Source organism: Mesorhizobium sp. LjNodule214 (genome assembly GCF_964252735.1).
Lineage (GTDB): Bacteria > Pseudomonadota > Alphaproteobacteria > Rhizobiales > Rhizobiaceae > Mesorhizobium.
Genome location: NZ_CAXUPE020000001.1, coordinates 2,039,255 through 2,056,873, shown reverse-complemented (window position 1 = coordinate 2,056,873; position 17,619 = coordinate 2,039,255). Strand labels below are relative to the sequence as shown.

Here is a 17,619-nt window from a genome sequence, read left to right as displayed (position 1 = left end):
GAGACTGGAAACATGCCCACCAATCAGCACGCAGCCGACGATCCGGCGTATCATTCAACGGACATCCCTCAGGTCGGCTTGGCGATCATCACCGGGTCGGCAAACTGGGGGCTAGCTTTCCCGGAAGATGTCGAAGTCGCTGGCGTGCGCACCTTGCGGCGGAACATGAGTTTTGAAACGCCTTTCGGTCGCACCGACAACTGGAAGCTGCTCGAGTTCGACGCGTCGATCACCGTCGAAGGCAAACCCAAACGTGCCTTGTGCATGTATTCGCACGGCAATCCCCGCGACCATATCGACCATTCCTGCCATCGCCGCGCGTTCTGGGTCTTGATGAAAGCGGGTGTAAGGCAAGTCCTCGCCTGCTCGACCATTGGCGCGGTCAACAAGGCGATCAGGCCCGGCGACATGGTGGTGAACGCCGATATCATCGAACTGACACAGACCCCGTTTTCGCTGCTTCCCGGCCGCCAGAGCTTCGACTGCTCGGGCAAGCAGATCGTATGTCCCAGATGTGCGGCCGTTCTGGTCGAAACCGCCCGCCGTCATTGGCCAGCCGAATGCCGCGTTCATGGTATCGAACAGCAGTTGGTCGCTGCCCACTGCTACGGGCCGCGACTGACCACCCCGGCCGAGGCCTTGGCGTTTCGGAGCATGGGAGCGGATGTGCTCAACCATTCGATCGCCCCTGAGGCGACCTTATCGCGCGAGATTGGCTCGTGTTTCGTGCCTCTTGCGTTCGTAACGGCAGGTTTCAACGACTATATGGACCGCAATCGCCAGGAATTGCTGCAGGAGGACGTGTTGCCGAACCTCTCCATGACGGCCTCGCGGGTCGCGCTGGAGACCGCGGCCCGACTTCCAGCCAATCCGGAATGCTCTTGCCAGGGTTTGAAGTCGCCTCAACCAGCAGAACGTTCTACCCGATTCTGATGCAGCGACCGTGTCTGGATTGGTCACGTCACTACGATGCTCCCGCCGAACTGAGAGTTCGCTTTTGAAGGTCCCATCCTCGAAGCGTCCGGTCCACTTCCGGCCCCGAGGTTGCCGACCACCGCCGACAGCCGCATTGCTCTCGACAAGAGCACTCTTGCCGCAGACCGCCTAGCTGGCAGTCGCTTGGTTGATCCCGTCATCAACCCAGGCACGTGTCTGTTCCAGCACCTCATCCGAAAGCGTGGGATCGTCGATCGCCCGGGCGAGGATCACTGCCCCCACCATCGCCGCCCAGCTTCCGATCGCCACGCGGCGTCTGTCTGCCGCATCCAACTCCGGGAGCGCCTTGCCGATACGGTCGATCTGCGATCGAAGGCCTTCCGTCATGGCCGAGCGTGCAGCCGGGGTCTGATGGCGGATGGCCGCGGCAAGGCCCGCCGTCGGGCAACCACCGGCGGCGTTGTCGCGATGACGGGGCGAAAGATAGGCATCCACATAAGCGCGAAAATCGCCCCCTCCGCCGGCTTCGACGGCGAGGACATGGGCAAGGGTCTGCGCGATCAGATCGTCCTTCGAACTGAAATGGCCGTAGAAGCCGCCATGGGTGAGCCCGGCGGCTTTCATCACCTCCGCCACGCTGACCGCGTCGAACCCCTTGTCGCGAAACAGCAGGCTGGCAACATCCAGAATCCGGCGACGGTTCTCCGCCATCTGTTCTCGACTGACCTTCATTTCAAAATACTCCGCCGGCACCGTTGACATTTACATGATGGGTATCATATTTAAGCGCAATCATGATGACTGTCATGATTATAGATTCCATCAGAGAAAAGAGCAATGCCATGACCACCCTTCCGTCAGTCCTCATCACCGGCGCCTCCACCGGCATCGGAGCCGCCTATGCCGAGCGCTTCGCGCGCCGCGGGCACGACCTCGTGCTGGTTGCCCGTGACATGGCACGAATGGAGGCTCTGGGGGTCCGTCTGCGTCAGGAAAATGGCGTGGCGATCGACATCATCCGGGCTGATCTTACGCAGCCTGCCGAGCTTGCAACGGTAGAGACGAGGCTGCGCGACGACGCCCGCATCGGGATCCTCGTCAACAATGCCGGAACGGCCATCGGCGGAAGCTTCATCGAGCAGAGCACCGATGACGTCGCACGGCTGGTTACGCTCAACACGACCGCACTTCTGCGGCTTGCCAGCGCCGTGGCCCCGCGTCTTGCGAAGGCCGGCGAAGGAGCGATCGTCAACATCGGTTCCGTGGTCGGCCTGGCGCCGGAGTTCGGCATGACGGTCTACGGCGCAACCAAGGCCTTTGTGCTGTTTCTGTCGCAGGGACTCAGCCTCGAACTCGGGCCGAAGGGTGTCTACGTCCAGGCCGTGCTTCCCGCTACGACGCGAACGGAGATCTGGGAACACGTCGGCGCCGACATCAACACGCTTTCCAACGTGATGGAGGTGGACGATCTGGTTGATGCGGCGCTGGTCGGCTTTGACCGCCGCGAACCAGTGACCATCCCGCCGCTTCCCGATGCCGGGCAGTGGGACGCGCTTCAGGCCGCGCGCCAGGCCATGCTTCCGAACTATCGGAACGAACATCCCGCCGAGCGGTACCGCACGGTCGCTTGAGCACCAACGAAGACGTTTCGATAAATGAGCCCGCCACGGCAGGGACGACAACTAAAGGTGACCTATGACGAGCAAAACGCTGTTTGAGCCGTATACTCTCGGCTCGCTGACCCTCTCCAATCGTATCGTTATGGCGCCCCTAACGCGCAATCGCGCTGGCGCGGGCTTCGTTCCAGGCGATCTGACCGTGGAGTATTACGGCCAGCGCGCGTCGGCCGGCCTGCTGATTTCCGAGGCCACGCAGATCTCGCGGCAGGGACAGGGTTACCAGGACACGCCCGGCATCTACTCCCAGGCTCAGGTCGATGGCTGGCGCAAGGTCACGACCACCGTGCACGCCAAGGGTGGGCGGATTTTCCTGCAGCTCTGGCATGTCGGCCGCGTCTCGCACGTCGACCTCCAGGAGAACGGGGCGGCGCCGGTCGCGCCGTCGGCGATCCGGGCCGAAACCAAGACGTTCGTCAACAATGGCTTCGTCGCTGTCTCCGAGCCGCGCACGCTCGAACTGGATGAACTGCGGGGCATCGTGGACGACTTTCGCAAAGCAGCCGCAAACGCAGTCGCGGCGGGATTCGATGGCGTGGAAGTCCACGGCGCCAACGGCTATCTGCTCGACCAGTTTGCCAAGGACGGCGCCAACGTCCGGACGGACGCATACGGCGGATCGGTCGAGAACCGCGCCCGGCTCATGCTGGAGGTCACAGCCGCGGTCGTCGACGAGATCGGCGCCGAGCGCACCGGCATCCGGATTTCGCCCGTCTCGCCTGCCAACGGCATCTCCAGCAGCGACCCCCAGGCGCAGTTCGACTATATTGTCGATCAACTAGATGCCTTGGGCATCGTCTACATCCATGTCGTTGAGGGCGCCACGGGCGGACCGCGCGATGTTGCGCCATTCGACTTCGGATCGCTCCGCCGGCGCTTCAACAACACCTATATCGCCAATAATGGCTATGACCTCGAACTCGCAGCAGCGCGGCTCGCCGAGGGTAAGGCCGACCTGTTCGCCTTCGGACGCCCGTTCATCGCCAATCCCGACCTTGTTGAACGACTGAAGACACGCGTGCCGCTGGCGGAGTTCAACCCGGCGACGCTCTATGGCGGCGGCCCCGCCGGCTATACCGACTATCCCGCGACCAGCGTCTCAAGCCGCCCATGAGCCATCGGAGGACCGCGCCTACGCGGCAACCATCTCACCTGACAGCAGCGCCTCAGGGCATCTCTCTGGCGCTCGAACGGGTAAACGATCCCATCAGGCTGAAACGGGTGCTCGCCAGCGACCACCGGCGTGCCAGATAGCGCTGTGCTCGAACGACGTCGGTCGGCACACCAATCCTGACGGCATTGTCGCCTCTGAGGTCAACAAGTCGAAGTTCTGCTGTGCTCGTAACTCCGCGTAGCGCCGTTGTGTCAGCTCCACCTCATCGATCAGAAGATCGGCGACAAGCCCTTCGCGCCAGTCACGGAGCACTGTTTCGAGGAAGCACACCTTGAGGGAGTCGCCGCGGTTGAGAACGCCGAAACGATGCAACACGACGCCGGGGATCGCTGAACCGGCTCGGCGATTAAGATGCCGGCATAGTCGGCGGCCGCGAGGTGCGGCATATACTGCGTCGATCACCTCCGTGATGCCAGTGCCAGCCCAACAGGCGCTGTGCAGGCTCCCGATGTCGCGTGCTCACCATCGTCGTACTGGCTGGGCCAGGCGAAACGACGACCCTGTATTCTGCATCAGACCAGCATGCCCATCGGGTTTTCGATCAGCCGCTTGAAGGCGACCAGCAGTTCGGCGCCGAGCGCGCCATCGACGGCGCGATGATCTGTCGAGAGCGTCACCGACATCACGGTGGCGACCTTGATCTCGCCATTCTTGACCACGGCACGCTGCTCGCCGGCACCCACCGCCAAGATCGTCGCATGCGGCGGGTTGATGACGGCGGCAAAGTCCTTGATGCCGAACATGCCGAGGTTGGACACCGCCGTGGTGCCGCCCTGATATTCCTCCGGCTTCAGCTTGCGGCCGCGGGCGCGGCTGGCCAGGTCCTTCATCTCGTTGGAAATGACGGAAAGCGTCTTTTCTTCCGCCTTGCGGATGATCGGCGTGATCAGCCCGCCTGGGATCGACACGGCAACACCGACATCGGCATGCTTGTGCTTGACCATGGCGCTGTCAGTCCAGGACGCATTGGCATCCGGCACTGCCTTCAGTGCCAGCGCCATCGCCTTGATCACCATGTCGTTGACCGACAGCTTGTAGGCCGGCACTTCGCCCTTCTCGGTCTTCTTCACCGGGGCCGCCGCATTGAGCTGCGTGCGCAGCGCCAGCAGCGCATCGAGCTCGCAATCGAGCGTCAGGTAGAAATGCGGGATGGTGGTCTTGGCCTCGACCAGCCGCCGCGCGATGGTCTTGCGCATGTTGTCGTGCGGGACGAGATCGTAGGAGCCTTCGGCAAACAGTTTCAGCACCTGTTCGTCCGACATCGCCTTTGGCGCGGGTGCGGCAGCAGCCGGAGCAACGGCAGGCGCCGCTTTCGCAGCCGGCGCCGCCTTGGCGCCACCGCCGGCAATCACTGCCTCGACATCGGCCTTCACCACACGGCCATGCGGGCCTGAGCCGGTGACGGTCGCCACATCGACACCTGCATCCTTGGCGATACGACGGGCCAGTGGCGAAGCGCGGGCTGCGCCCGCCGGTGCAGACGATTTCTGCTTGGCAGGCGCAGCCCGAGCGGGACTGTCCTGGGAGGACGATTCAGATTGATCAGTGCTGCTCGGCAGCACCATTGATGCTGCGGCCAGCGCGGGAGCGATTACCGCGGCGTCCGCATCCTCCCCTGCTGCATAAATCCAGGCGACGGCCTCGCCGACCGGAATATCTATGCCTTCCTTGCCGGTAATGTTGCGAATCGTGCCGCTAGCCGGCGCGTCGATTTCCATCGCCGCCTTGTCGGTTTCGATCTCGAACAGCACGTCGCCTTGCTTGACATCAGCACCTTCGGCGACGAACCAGCGTGAGATCTGCCCGGTCGCCATGTCCATGTCGACCTTGGGAAGGATGACTTCGACCGGCATCGGCTAGCGAGCCCCCTTCACGAGGTCGCGGGCGGCGGCAATGATGTCGGGTACTTGCGGAACCGTCGCCCTTTCCAATTCGGGATTGTAGGGGATCGGCGTCTCGGCGCCGCCCAGCCGCACGATCGGCGCGTCGAGGAAATCGAACGCCTCGCTTTCGGCGATCATCGCACTGACCTCGGCGCCGACGCCGAGGGTTTTCACCGCCTCGTAGACGCAAAGTAGCCTCGACGTCTTCTTGACGCTTTCGATGATCGTCTGTTTGTCCATCGGCCGGACGGTTCTGAGATCGACCACTTCGATGTCGATCCCTTCCGCCTCGAGCACTTGCGCCGCCTCCAGCGCCTTGTGCACCATGATGGAGGTGGCAACGATGGTCAGGTCGCGGCCCTCGCGCCGGATGTCGGCCGTGCCGATCGGCACCGTGTAATAGCCTTCCGGAACCGGGCCTTTCATCTTGTAGAGCAGCTTGTGTTCGAAGATCATGACCGGATCAGGATCGGCGACGGCGGCCAGCAACATGCCCTTGGCATCATAGGGCGTCGCCGGCTGGACGACCTTCAGCCCCGGCACGTGACCTAGCCAGGCTTCCAGGCTCTGGCTGTGCTGGGCGGCCGCTCCTGTGCCTGAGCCGGCCGGAAACCGCATCACCAGCGGCACGGAAACCTCTCCACCCAGCATGAAGCGCATCTTGGCCGCCTGGTTGACGATCTGCTCCAGGGCAAGCGTGGCGAAGTCGGAAAACTGAAACTCGAAGATCGGCCGCAACCCTGTCATCGCCGCGCCCACGGCGACACCGGCGCCGCCGAGCTCGGAGATCGGCGTATCCATGACGCGGTCGGCGCCAAAGCGCTCGACCAGATCGCCCGTGACCTGGAAGGCGCCGCCATAGACGCCAATGTCCTCGCCCATCAGGAAGACGCGCTCATCGGCCTCCATGGCGATCGCCATCGCCTCCTGGATCGCCTGGGCATAACTCAGTTCGCGCACCATGGCGTCCATCACGCGGGCTCCGCATAAACGTAGTTCTGAAGGTCGCGGATCTCAGGAGCAGGGCTGGCCTTGGCGAATTCGATGGCCTCGGCGATTTCCTGTCTGACCACATCGCGCACCGCTTCGATGCCGTTGTCGTCGATGATGCCGAACTCCTTCAATTCGGCTTCAAAGAGCATGATTGGATCGCGGTTCGACATCCAGTCCTCGATCTCTTCCTTGGTGCGATAGCGGTTGCGATCGCTCTTGGAGTGACCGCGATAGCGGTAGGTCTTGGACTCGATCAACGTCGGTCCTTCGCCCGCGCGAGCCCGCTCGATCGCCGCGTGCGACGCTTCCGCGACTTCTGTGAAGATATTGCCGTTGACGATGACGCCAGGCATCGAATAGGCGGCCGCCCGGTCTGCGATGTTCTTGACGGCGGTGGAGCGCGCGGTCGATGTCGACATGCCGTAGCCGTTGTTCTCGCAGACGAAAATAACCGGCAGCTTCCAGATCGACGCCATGTTCAATGCCTCGTGGAAGGCGCCCTCATTGTTGGCGCCGTCGCCGAAGAACGAGACGACGACCTTGCCGGTCTTCAGCCGCTTGGCCGACAGTGCGGCGCCAACGGCGATCGGGATGCCGCCGGCAACGATGCCGTTGGCCCCGAGATTGCCTTTGGCGACGTCAGCAATGTGCATCGAGCCGCCGCGGCCCTTGCAGTAGCCGGTGGTCTTGCCGAAGAACTCGGCGAACATCTTCTTGACCTCGGCGCCCTTGGCAATGCAATGGCCGTGGCCGCGGTGAGTGGACGTGATCTGGTCATCCTCGGCAAGTGGCATGCAGATGCCCATGGCGCTCGCCTCCTGTCCGATCGACAAATGCATGGTGCCGTGGATCAGACCGCGCGTGTAGCAATCCTCGGCGCCCTCCTCGAAGCGCCGGATCAGGTACATCTTGCGCAGCACTTCCTTCAATTGCCCGGCATCATACTGCCGGTAGGCGAAGGGCAGATTGGTGGGCTCAGCCTTTTCCATCACGGCTTTCCTGGCCATCGTCATGCTCCCTTGTCGCCGTAAACGAGCTTGTCCTGCCGCGCCCTGAGTTCGGCGATCTTCGAGCCGGGGACGGGTGCTGCGTTGGCGTAGGTGATGAGATCGCCCTTGCTGATCGGTGCCGTCGCCGAGCCGCCCTGAAGCAGGCCGCAGGGCACCGCCTTGGCCGCCCGTGCATCCTCGGCGGTCATGATCCAGGCGCGGTAGCAATACTCGCCGATCGCATCGAGCCGTTCGCCCGGCTGCATGTCCTTCTTGGCGACGGCGCAGACTTCCGCCACCGGCGTGGCCAGCGGAACCATGTCCGCCTTGCCGTAGAGCACCACGCGCGCGCAGGTCAGCGGCACCTCGAGCGAGGTCAGGTGATAGGGGCGATGAAAGGTGAAATACGGGCCCTTGCCCATCTTCAGATCTTCCATGCGCTCCGAAATGCGAGGGTGCGACATGTCGGCGACGACGAAGACGCCGGGCGCGACACCCTTGCCGATCGAGTAGTCGACGACGCCGACATTCGACAGCACGCCGCCATCCTTCTGCGGCACCAGAACCTTGGACAGTTCGCCAAGCGTCGCCGCCGGGCCATGCATGCCGGGCTTGTCGGGAACCAGCCCGGTGGCATTGGCGATCGCCGCCATCTCGACCATGGTCTTGGAGCCATCGACGAATTCGACCAGCATGCGCACATTCATATGCCGGCGCTTCGCTTCTTCTTCATAGTCGTGCGGGACCGCATCGATGTTGAGCGGATTGTTCTTGCCCTTGCCGGCGGCGACGATCGTATGCCCCATGGCCGAGACGAATTCGATCAGTTCCATGCAGGAGGACGGTTCATCGCCGGCGCCGAGCGAATAGGTGACTCCCAGCCGGTCGGCCTCGCTCTTCAGATAGGCACCGATGGTGACGTCGGCTTCGACATTCATCATCACCAGATGCTTGCCCTGCTCCATGGCGCGCAAGCCGATTTCGGCACCGACGGCCGGAACGCCGGTGGCGTCGATCACCACGTCGATCAGCTCGCTGTTGATGATGAGGTCGGCGTCGCCCGTCACCGCGACCTTGCCGGCCTCGATCGCGGCCGTCATGGCGGAAGCGCTGGACACCTCGCGCGAATGCCCGGCTTCCTGAAAGGCGACGTCGACCGCCTTGGCCGCCGCCGGAAGTTTGAGTTCCGAGATCGCTCCGATCTCGATACCGGTCATGTGAGCAACCGCGGTCACGATATCGGTGCCCATCTCGCCGGAACCGATCAGGCCGATGCGGATCGGCTTGCCGAACTTTGCCCGCTCGGCAAGATCGCGCGCAAGGCCGGTCGGCGCGACGTTGATGGTCATTGCGATATCCTCCCATAGGCAACTTTTCTTCGGTCAAACAAATACTGAACATCTGTCTCCATATCAAGACGAATGTTCAAATCTTCGTCGCAAAGGATGGAATATGGCAGGCGCAACGGCGATGCCGACCGCAAGCCCCTGGATGCGGTGACATCCGACCCGCGGTCAAACTGGGGACGTCGCGTCAGAAACCGAAGCGCTGATCGATGGGAAAACGAATCCTGAGGACCTTACATCGAAGGCTACAGGCGACCGAGCACGGCCTCGCGAGAGGCGCTGAGAGCCTTCTTGATCGCCGCCCTCTCCTGCACCATTGCGGGAAAAAGCCAGTTCGGCTCGAGACCGACGAACTGGTCAAGGAACGCGATTGAAATGTTCGGATCCTCCACCGCGTTCTCCCGGTAGGACCACCAGACACGCAAATCGGAGGCAGCCTTTTCGAGATCGCGCGACACGCCGAATTCCTGTTCCTGAACGGCGGCAATGGCACAGACGCAGAAATTCGTGAACAGAAAGCCTTCCGGCCAGAAACGCACGATCTCAAGTGTCGCCTGGTCGTCCACCCGTCCCTTGCCAGCGTCGGAAACCATAACCGCAGGCTTGGTGCGGATCAGTTCCCGCAAGGCAAGCCCGGCCACGAAGACGATGTAGTCGGCCCGGTCAACCGCCGCTGATTCATCCTGCGCGTCGATTGCGGCGAGCCAGTCGAAGAAGACCTGGTTCAACAGCTTTTCATCGACCCGGTAGGTGAAGCCGAAATGCGCTTCCACCAATTCCGCATTGTTGCGGAACGCCTTGGAAAACCAGCGCAACTGCCGGAGCCGGTGGCGGAGGTCCGGTATCGAAGACAATTTGTCCTTCGGCGTCAGGTCCATCGTCTCGTTCCATCCCCGGCGACGTTCATATCTGCTCAGGCTTTGAGGTCGCCACACATGTACATGTGTTTCCACGAAAAGGCAAAGGTTCAAAGCTTCGCTCGATTATGGCCCGGCCCTTTCGTGAGACCCCAAACTAAGGAAGATGCGGGATCAGATCGGCGAAAACGCGCGCCAGGTCCTCTGGCCGGTCCTGGCTCGCCAGGGCTTTTGCGAACAGCGCATAGCGTGCGTCGACTGCGGCGCAGACGCCCGGATAGATATCGTCGTCGACAGTCACGTCCTCGTGGTAGCTCGCGACCGCCATGGCTAAAGCAAGTGCGGCCGCGCTGTAGACGTTGCTGTCCAGCATACGGCCGTTGGCCGCATCATCGATGTGCCTGGGTGCCTCGACCGGGCGGGCGCGAAGGATGGCCGTGGCCATGACCGCGGCCCGCAGCGAAATATCGTCGAGCGACGCATCCGGGTCCGCGACCTTGCCGGGCGGCGGCTGCTGGCCTTTGGCCGCGAGGCGATGGGCCTCGGCGAAGAGTTCCTCGCTGAGGTGCGGGTTCGAGATGCCTTTCGCCAACAGGATCTGCTTGGCGGCAAAATAGCAATCGCGCGCGAACATCGTCTGGGCGCTTGCACTTTCACCGTCGAAATAACGGCTCAGCGGATAGGCGGACGCATTGCCGAAATGCGCCTTGGGATCGGAAGAGAGCAGCCCTATAGCGACCGATTCCAGCGCCGAAAGCGCACTGTCGGAGAAGTCGGCAATCGCGGTCACTAGCCCGGTCGGGCCCGCAGCATGGTCGACCCCCTCGGGCACTTGGCTGTCTTGACCCTTTCTCGTGGAAGCGCGCATCTCGCGCGCCAGAAAACGGGCGTCGCGCAGGCGCTCCTTCACCTTCGTCCGCAGTTCCTCCGGCAAGAATGATGCCATGCTTCCGTCCCTATGACTGCTTTGTACGGTCCCTGGAATGATAGACAATTATGGCCCGCAAAGCTATGACATGATCATCCGCGCATCCTGTATTCCGGCTGTGACAGGTGGGCCGGAACGATGGAGCCAGGGGAACCATGCGCCAAGGGAAACGGGGGACGAAAGACCCCGAGATGATGTTTGGCGAGAACGTTCGCGGCTCGAGTCAGGCGGATCGCGTTCGTGTGCGCACCGCCTGGATGTACTATGTCGAGCAGCTCACCCAGAGCGAGATCGCCGCGATCCTCAAAATCGGCCGGGTGACTGTCGTCAGGCTTCTGGCGGATGCACGAGCTCGCAACGAGATCAAGATCACGATCAATGCGAAAGTCGCCGACACGACGGAGCTTGAGCGCGGCCTGGAAGAGCTGTTCGGCATCCAGAAGGCGATCGTGGCGCCGCTGTCGAGCCCGCAGGCCGATCCGGTGCCCGTGATCAGCGCCGCCGCCGGCGACTATATTTCGCAGATTGCGACCTCGAACATGCGCGTCGGGGTCGGCTGGGGAAGGACGCTCTACAACACACTGCCCTTCATAACGGGCCAGACGCTGACCGGATTTCGCGTCTATTCGCTGCTCGGCGGTATCATCCAGGCGCGCCGCTTCAACCCGGCCGAGTTCGCCTGGCAACTCGCCGAACTCTTCCAGGGCGAGGGTTTCCTGGTGCCGGCGCCGGCCATCGTCGACAGCGTCGAGACAAAGCGCACCCTGATCGAGCGCTGCGGGCTGAACACCATCTTCGAAATGGCTGAGGACCTCGACGCCGTGCTTCTCAGCGTCGGCGGGACGACGTCGACGGCCACCTCCTACCGGGTTGGCTACCTGACCGACGCCCAGCACGACTCGCTGGTTTCGGCCGGCGCCATCGGCGATCTGCTGTTCCATTTCTTCGACGAACACGGCAACCTTGTCGATCATGAGATCAACGACCGCGTGATGTCGGTCGGCATCGACCGGTTGCGCAGGGCACCGATCCGGCTGCTGGCGTCCGGCGGACCCGAAAAGGTGGGCGCGCTGATCGGCGTGATGAAGCTGGTCGAGCCGACGGTTTTCATCACTGATGAAGTGACCGCGGCAAGCATGATCGAAAAAATGCAGCTGCGCGGATGGCGAGGGCAGAAGAAGAGCAACGAGCCGGCATAGACCCTTCTGAAAGCCGGAAACCACTTTTTGCTGCGCTGGCCTTCGGTTCGCGATCATGCTCCAGTTCAAGCGGCGAGCGTGTTGGTCTTTCGCTTCGTGCGCCGGGCAAATTCCATGGTGTGGTCGAAGGATCGAACCCCGGCCTGGCTGCCGAGCCCGGTGGCGTTGAGCGCCGACGTTGCCTGAGCGAGGGTGACCGCGTCCTCCGGACCAAGCCCGCGATGCAGCCCGGCCACAAAGCCGGCGTTGAAGGCATCGCCACAGCCGCAGGTGCAGACCACCTCGACCTCGAATGCGGGAATGTGAAACCGCGTGCCGTCGGCGTGATGATAGTAGGCGCCGTCCTCGCCCAGGGTCAGGATGCAGCAGCGCACGCCGCGGTCGAGCATGAAGCGCGCCACGTCGCGCGTGTCAGATAGCCCTGAGAGCAGGCGCGCCTCCTCGACCGAGGGGAGGAAGTAATCGACATGCGGCAGCAGCCTGGCGATCATCGGCATGTCTTCGTGTCGGGCGGATGCAACGTCGAGCGTGGTCGTGCAGCCACGCTGCTTGGCGCGGGTCAGCAGGGCGACCGTCGGCTCGCCGTCCATGCGGTCCATCAGGCCAGCGCCGCCGATATGCACGAAGGTCGCATCCAGCACCTTGTCGAACTGGTCCGGCGCGATCTCGAACGAGCCGGTCGCGCCGCGCATGTGCATGGCCGGCCGCTGGCCGTTTTCCTGCACCGCCACGATGCTCGACGAGGTGCCGACGCCTTCGATCCTTTGCATCAGGCTGGTCTCGACGCCGTGCTGGCCAAGCTTGCCGAGCACCCAGTCGCCCATGTCGTCGGCGCCGACGCCGCCGACGCCCAGCACCTTCATTCCGTATTTGGCGGCGACAATTGCCGCGGCACCCGCCGCGCCGGAAACGGCGATGGTGATCTCCTCCAGGAAATCGAATTCGGTCGGCCCCGGGATGCGGCGCACCGGCCGACCGAGGCAATCGAAGGTGAAGAAGCCGATGGAAGCGTAGTCGTAGAGCACCGTCACATCCCGTCAGTTTGCGCGAATGCGCTGGCCTGATTCTGCATCGAAGAAGTAGAGGCGGTCGAGGTCGAGCTCAATGGCGATGGCCGTATCGAGCGGTTGGCGGAAATCCCGATCGGCCTTCACCTCGACGACCATCGCCTCCGTGCGGATCGAAAGGAAGGTCTGGTCGCCGGTCGGCTCCAGCCCGTAGAGCGTCCCTCTCAGATGGGTGGCCGCGCCGGTGGAGACCTTTGCATCTTCCGGTCGCACGCCAAGAATGATGCTTTGCGAGTCGGGCAGGTTCACACCGGCAACCTCCACTCCGGGAGCGGAAAAACGCTTGCCGCGCACCGCGCCCTTGATCAGGTTCATCGGTGGCGAACCGATGAAGCCGGCGACGAAGGTGTTGCTGGGGTTCGAATAGATCTCATCGGGTGTGCCCAACTGCTGAATGCGGCCCTTGTCCATGATGACGATCCGGTCGGCCAGCGTCATCGCCTCGACCTGGTCGTGGGTGACGTAGACGGTGGTGATCTTCAACTGGCGCTGGACGTGCTTTAGCTGCACGCGCATGGCGTTGCGAAGCTTCGCGTCGAGGTTGGACAGCGGTTCGTCCATCAGGAAGACGCGCGGCTGCCTGACGATCGCTCGAGCAAGTGCCGCGCGCTGCCGCTGGCCACCCGAAAGCGCGCCGGGCTTGCGGTCGAGATAGTCGCCGAGTTCGACCATGTCGGCGGCGCGGCGCACCCGCTGATCGTGCTCGGCTTTGGGGATGCCGCGCATCCTGAGCGGAAAGCGGATGTTTTCGTAGACGGTCATGTTCGGGTAGAGCGCATAGCTCTGGAACACCATCGCGACGTCGCGGTCGCGCGGATCGAAATCGTTGACCAGTTCGCCGTCGATCCAGATTTCGCCCGACGTCAGATCGTTCAGACCGGCAATCATGCGCATCGTCGTGGTTTTTCCGCAGCCCGACGGCCCGAGGAAGACCATGAACTCCTCATCGCGTATGTCCAGATCGACCTTGTCGACGCCAAGGACTGCTCCCCACCCCTTGGTGACATTCTTCAGTTGAATCTGAGCCATTTACTTCTTTCCATTTTTTCTTCGCCGGCCGGCCGCGCAACGCAGGCAGTGCAATTGCTGCCGCGCCTGATATCAACCCTTGACCGCGCCCATGGTCAGGCCTCGCGACAGATGCTTCTGGATCAGCACGACCAGGAACATGATCGGAACGAAGGCGAGGAAGGCAACAAGGGCGATCGCGTTGTAGATGATGCCGTCCGAACCGCCGGTGAAGTTGGCGAGCGCGACGGAAAGCGTGTAGGCGTTCTTGGTCGAGGCGATGAGCAGAGTGAACAGGAACTCGTTGACCGCAAAGATGACGGCGATGACGGCAGCGGTGATGATGCCGGGCAAGCACATCGGCACGATGATCGACACCAGGATGCGCAGGTCCGAGGCGCCGTCGGTGCGGGCCGCGTCCTCGATCTCATGCGGTATGTCGAGCATGTAGGAGCGGATAATCCAGGTCACCAGCGACAGGTTGATCGCGGCATAGACCAGCATCAGCGCCCAGACCGTATCGAGCAGTCCCATGTTCCGGAACAGGAAGAAGATCGGAATGGCAACGATGGCCGGCGCCATCATGCGGGTCGACAGGATGTAGAAGCCGATGTCTTCGCGAAACCGGTAGGTGTAGCGGGCCAGCGAATAGGCGGCCGGGATCGCCAGCAGCAGGTCGATGACGACGCTGCCGACGACCGCGACGAGCGAATTGCGCAGATAATTGCCCATCGGCCAGTCGGTCCAGATCATGTTCCAGGCGTCGAGGGAAAAGGTCGGCCAGTAGATGGGCTCGGCGGCGATGATCTCGGTGCGCGGCCGCAATCCGATGGACAGGAACCAAAGGATCGGCGCCAGGCAGAAAACGGCCCAGGCGAACAGCACGAGATAGCGCAAGAACAGGCTCTCGGACGATTTGCTTTTTCTGGCCATCTTCTATTCCCGTCCCGAGCGGAAGAAGCGTTTCACGAACAGCTGCGCAACCGTGACCGTTATCGCCAGCATGACCACCGAGATGGCTGAGGCGTAGCCAAAATTGAAGGTCTTGAAGCCGATGCGATAGATGAAATAGCTGATCGTTTCGGTGGCGCCGCCGGGCGTCCCGCCGGTGATGATGAAGACCGAAGCGAACATGGTGATTATGTCGATGCCGCGCAGGATGAGCGCGACGGCGACGATCGGCATCATCAGCGGCAGCGAGATGTTCCAGAATATCTGCCGCCATTTGGCACCATCGAGCCTTGCCGCCTCTTCCATCTCCGCATCCTGGCCCTGCAGGGCCGCGACGAAGATGATGAACAGGAACGGCGTCCACTGCCAGACGTCGGCGACGATCAGGGTCAGCCGGGCGAGCCAGATGGAGCCCAGAAAATCCAGATTGCCGTCGATCAGCCCCAGGCGCATCAGGAGATCGCTGACGATCCGCCCATCGTTGAAGGCGAGCTTCCAGATGAAAGCGACCGCCGACGGCATGAACAGCATCGGCATCAGAAACAAAATGCGCCACGATCGCACCCAGGGATCGCGATAGGCGAAAGCCGCGATGCTGATGGCGATGACGCATTCGAGGCTGAGCGCGATCGCGCCCATGACGAAAGTGTTCCACAACGCCTGCCAGAACTCGTTGTCAGACAGGAGCTTGGTGTAGTTGGCGAGCCCGGCGAAGGACCAGTCGTTGAAGCGGACGTAGAAAAAGCTCTGATACATGGCGTAGACGCCGGGATAGAGCGTGATGCCCAGCAGGAAGATCATCGCCGGCGCCACCAGGAGATAGGGAAACGCCTTGCGGCGCAACCGGCTCCGGGGTCGGGGCCTGATGCCGGGATGGGCGGCTGTCGCCGCCCATCCTGAACTGTTCTGGACCATGGAGTCCTGCATTACGTGAAGTCTCCCTGGACCTGTGGGCAAGCTAGTATCAATCGACCGTCAAACCGGCGGGGTCTTGCCCTTGCCGGCCCAGGTCGCCGGCGCCACCGCAGCATACTTGAAGGGCTCCTTGTCTGAGAAGAAGCCATTCTTGGTCATGATCTCCTTCCAGGCCTTGGCGCCGGCATCGAGAGCCTCCTTCGGGGTCGCCTGGCCGACGATCGCCTTGTTGATCTCGTTGCCAAGCGCCTGTTCCATCTCGAACATGCCGGGAATGCGCGGCGCGCACCAGGCGTAGTCGAGCGAGTCGGCCCAGACGGCGGCAGGCTGAGACACCGAGCGCAGCTTTTCGTTCTTCAGCACCGACTTATAGCCCGGTGCGACACCGTTTGCATTGGCTTCGTTCATCGCCATGATCGATGCCGAGGTCAGGAAGGCAAGCATCAGGAAGGCGCCTTCCGGGTTTTGCGATGTGGCTGTCACGCAGGAGGTCGATCCGGCGATGTTCGGCGGCGCGAAGCGAGCGCCTTCGATCTGTACGCGCGGCTCATAGATGGTCAGCACGTCGCCGACGATGCGGCTCTGGTCCGGACGCGTCGCCTGGGTGCCGGAATCCTGCCACGATATATTCATGGCAAGCTGGCCGCCAAGCCAGGCAGCGCGGTTCTCGCCCCAGCCCCAACCGGCAACGCCTTCCGCCGAAGAGGCTTTCAGCGCGAGAATGGTTTCGAGCGCCTTGATGCCTGCGTCGCTGTTGAACACCGGCTCCCAGGAATCGTTGAACAGGTCGACGCCATGCTGCGCGGCGATGTGCTCCCAGGTGTAGGTGGACCAGAAGCCGCGAGCGCCCATCATGCCGACGCCGGCAACGCCCTTTTCCACCTTGTTGAGTTCGGCCGACAGACGGATCATCTCGTCATAGGTCGGCACGGTCAGCTTGGCGTCTGCGTCCTTGCCTGTCACCTTCTTCAGCAGCGACGGCCTGACATGCACCATCTGGATGTCGCAGTCGAAGGGAATGCCGTAGAGGCCCTTGTCGCCGAAATAGCCGTAGTTCAGGCGGTAGGTGTCATAAAAATCGTCGAGCGGCAGTTTCCATTTCTCAGCATAGTCGTCGAGCTTGGCGAGGAAGCCCGGACCGGCGAAGTCGCCGAGCCAGGGCGAGAAGAACTGCAGCGCGTCGAAGCTGGCATTGCCCGAGATGAATTCGGCCAGCACCTTGTCGTACATGGAATCGTCGGGAATCGGAACGAGTTCGACTTTCATTCCAGAAAGCTGCTCGAAGGGCTTCAACCCGTCCGCAGCCGATTCCATGTCAGCAGCACCGATCGCGAACTTGACCGTCTTTCCGGCGAATTCGCTGCGCACCTTTTCCCAGTCGACGGTGCGGATCCAGTCCTTGGCCGGATCCCAAAGTTCGTCGCCATCGGCGAGCTTGTAGAGGTCGCGGTATTCCTTCTTGACGTAGCCGCCGACGTTGATCTTGGCGAGAATGTCCGCGGGGTTGGCGGCTTCCTGCGCAAAGCTGCGCCGGACATTGAACAGCGAGACACCGCCAGCCGCCACGGCCGATGCGCCGACGACTGCCGTCGACATCAGAAACGACCGACGCGATACGTCCTTCTTATTTCCAACAGGCATTGCAAATCCTCCCAAACACCCGCCCAGAGATATCATGCATCGTTTGCGGGCCAACG

At 62.4% G+C, this 17,619-nt stretch carries 17 protein-coding genes; 4 read left to right on the top strand and 13 right to left on the bottom strand.

Annotated elements, in window-relative coordinates; all coding sequences use genetic code 11:
• Positions 1–12 precede the first annotated feature (12 nt).
• The gene (locus ACSQ3Z_RS09755) at positions 13–933 is read left to right on the top strand and encodes a phosphorylase family protein (protein WP_436171074.1); all 921 of its coding nucleotides are present in this window, start codon (positions 13–15) and stop codon (positions 931–933) included.
• 171 nt (positions 934–1,104) lie between these two features.
• Here the strand turns inward: ACSQ3Z_RS09755 and ACSQ3Z_RS09750 are convergent, their stop codons facing one another.
• Entirely contained in the window at positions 1,105–1,668 is a 564-nt protein-coding gene (locus tag ACSQ3Z_RS09750; protein ID WP_436171073.1) for a TetR/AcrR family transcriptional regulator, read from the bottom strand.
• Between the two features lie 110 nt (positions 1,669–1,778).
• On the opposite strand from ACSQ3Z_RS09750, the gene ACSQ3Z_RS09745 reads away from it, so the two are divergent.
• Complete coding sequence (locus ACSQ3Z_RS09745; protein ID WP_436171072.1) at positions 1,779–2,567, top strand: SDR family NAD(P)-dependent oxidoreductase; 789 nt, start codon at positions 1,779–1,781, stop codon at positions 2,565–2,567.
• A 64-nt stretch (positions 2,568–2,631) separates the two neighbouring features.
• Positions 2,632–3,726, top strand: coding sequence for an alkene reductase (locus ACSQ3Z_RS09740; protein WP_436171071.1), 1,095 nt, complete (start codon positions 2,632–2,634; stop codon positions 3,724–3,726).
• A 93-nt stretch (positions 3,727–3,819) separates the two neighbouring features.
• On the opposite strand, the gene ACSQ3Z_RS09735 is transcribed toward ACSQ3Z_RS09740, so the two are convergent.
• The 7 genes from ACSQ3Z_RS09735 to ACSQ3Z_RS09705 form a co-directional block, all read right to left on the bottom strand.
• Positions 3,820–4,098 (bottom strand): hypothetical protein, encoded by a 279-nt coding sequence (locus tag ACSQ3Z_RS09735; protein WP_436171070.1) that lies wholly within the window; start codon positions 4,096–4,098, stop codon positions 3,820–3,822.
• Between the two features lie 200 nt (positions 4,099–4,298).
• Positions 4,299–5,639, bottom strand: coding sequence for a pyruvate dehydrogenase complex dihydrolipoamide acetyltransferase (locus ACSQ3Z_RS09730; protein WP_436171069.1), 1,341 nt, complete (start codon positions 5,637–5,639; stop codon positions 4,299–4,301).
• Positions 5,640–5,642: 3 nt separating this feature from the next.
• The gene (locus ACSQ3Z_RS09725) at positions 5,643–6,641 is read right to left on the bottom strand and encodes an alpha-ketoacid dehydrogenase subunit beta (protein ID WP_436171068.1); all 999 of its coding nucleotides are present in this window, start codon (positions 6,639–6,641) and stop codon (positions 5,643–5,645) included.
• Positions 6,641–7,675: a thiamine pyrophosphate-dependent dehydrogenase E1 component subunit alpha gene (locus ACSQ3Z_RS09720; RefSeq protein WP_436171067.1), complete on the bottom strand. Its 1,035-nt coding sequence runs from the start codon at positions 7,673–7,675 to the stop codon at positions 6,641–6,643. The genes ACSQ3Z_RS09725 and ACSQ3Z_RS09720 overlap by 1 nt, the downstream gene beginning before the upstream one ends.
• Positions 7,672–9,000, bottom strand: coding sequence for an NAD(P)H-dependent oxidoreductase (locus ACSQ3Z_RS09715; RefSeq protein ID WP_436171066.1), 1,329 nt, complete (start codon positions 8,998–9,000; stop codon positions 7,672–7,674). Before ACSQ3Z_RS09715 ends, ACSQ3Z_RS09720 begins: the two co-directional genes overlap by 4 nt.
• A 242-nt stretch (positions 9,001–9,242) precedes the next feature.
• A complete protein-coding gene (locus ACSQ3Z_RS09710) occupies positions 9,243–9,875 on the bottom strand; it encodes a hypothetical protein (protein ID WP_436171065.1) in 633 nt (210 codons plus the stop codon).
• Between the two features lie 136 nt (positions 9,876–10,011).
• A complete protein-coding gene (locus tag ACSQ3Z_RS09705; RefSeq protein ID WP_436171064.1) occupies positions 10,012–10,800 on the bottom strand; it encodes a hypothetical protein in 789 nt (262 codons plus the stop codon).
• A 137-nt stretch (positions 10,801–10,937) separates the two neighbouring features.
• On the opposite strand from ACSQ3Z_RS09705, the gene ACSQ3Z_RS09700 reads away from it, so the two are divergent.
• A complete protein-coding gene (locus ACSQ3Z_RS09700) occupies positions 10,938–11,981 on the top strand; it encodes a sugar-binding transcriptional regulator (RefSeq protein WP_436171063.1) in 1,044 nt (347 codons plus the stop codon).
• A 65-nt stretch (positions 11,982–12,046) separates the two neighbouring features.
• On the opposite strand, the gene ACSQ3Z_RS09695 is transcribed toward ACSQ3Z_RS09700, so the two are convergent.
• The 5 genes from ACSQ3Z_RS09695 to ACSQ3Z_RS09675 all read right to left on the bottom strand — a co-directional run bounded on the left by ACSQ3Z_RS09695 (position 12,047) and on the right by ACSQ3Z_RS09675 (position 17,563).
• Positions 12,047–13,006 carry a carbohydrate kinase family protein gene (locus ACSQ3Z_RS09695; RefSeq protein ID WP_436171062.1) on the bottom strand — a complete coding sequence of 320 codons (960 nt, stop codon included), beginning with the start codon at positions 13,004–13,006 and terminating at the stop codon, positions 12,047–12,049.
• 12 nt (positions 13,007–13,018) lie between these two features.
• A complete protein-coding gene (locus ACSQ3Z_RS09690; protein WP_436171061.1) occupies positions 13,019–14,077 on the bottom strand; it encodes an ABC transporter ATP-binding protein in 1,059 nt (352 codons plus the stop codon).
• A gap of 72 nt (positions 14,078–14,149) precedes the next feature.
• Positions 14,150–14,989: a carbohydrate ABC transporter permease gene (locus tag ACSQ3Z_RS09685; RefSeq protein ID WP_436171060.1), complete on the bottom strand. Its 840-nt coding sequence runs from the start codon at positions 14,987–14,989 to the stop codon at positions 14,150–14,152.
• Between the two features lie 3 nt (positions 14,990–14,992).
• Positions 14,993–15,934, bottom strand: a complete 942-nt coding sequence (locus tag ACSQ3Z_RS09680) for a carbohydrate ABC transporter permease (protein ID WP_436171059.1) — start codon at positions 15,932–15,934, stop codon at positions 14,993–14,995.
• Between the two features lie 48 nt (positions 15,935–15,982).
• A complete protein-coding gene (locus ACSQ3Z_RS09675) occupies positions 15,983–17,563 on the bottom strand; it encodes an ABC transporter substrate-binding protein (RefSeq protein WP_436171058.1) in 1,581 nt (526 codons plus the stop codon).
• Positions 17,564–17,619: the final 56 nt, after the last annotated feature.